This window comes from Streptomyces sp. SID13726, from assembly GCF_010548375.1.
Classification (GTDB): Bacteria; Actinomycetota; Actinomycetes; order Streptomycetales; family Streptomycetaceae; genus Streptomyces.
In genome coordinates, this window is sequence record NZ_JAAGLY010000639.1 from 1 (window position 1) to 411 (window position 411).

The 411-nt window shown below is 73.0% G+C and carries 1 protein-coding gene; it reads right to left on the reverse strand.

From position 1 onward, the window contains the following. Positions 1 to 411 (reverse strand): hypothetical protein (locus G3I78_RS49540; RefSeq protein ID WP_203616588.1); only part of this gene is annotated, 411 nt, incomplete at both ends.

Genomic DNA, 411 nt, shown 5'->3' on the forward strand with positions numbered 1-411 from the left:
CAGGCGCAGCGGACGCTCGCGAGCCAGGTCGAAGCCCTGCTCGATCTCCTCGCAGAGCACGGCGTCGAGCTCGCCTTCCGTCCTCGGTCCGTCGGCGCGCAGCCGCACGACGGATCCCGGGACGGGACGTACCTCCTGCACGAGGTCTCCGTCGTCGCGGTGCACGACGACCGAGGAGGCCCGGGCGTGCCGCTCGTGCAACCGGACCGCAGCCCGGTCGAACGCCTGGACGTCGAGCGGCCCGTCCAGCGTGAGCGCCTCGCCCATCCGGAGATCGGACGTGGGCTCGAGGTTCTCCAGCAGCCACATCGCCTCCTGCCCCGCCGAGAGCCGCCACTGCCGAGTACCGCCGCGCGCCGCCCTCTCTCGCAGGATCGCCGCGAGTCGTGCCCTCTCGCTCATCGTGCAGCC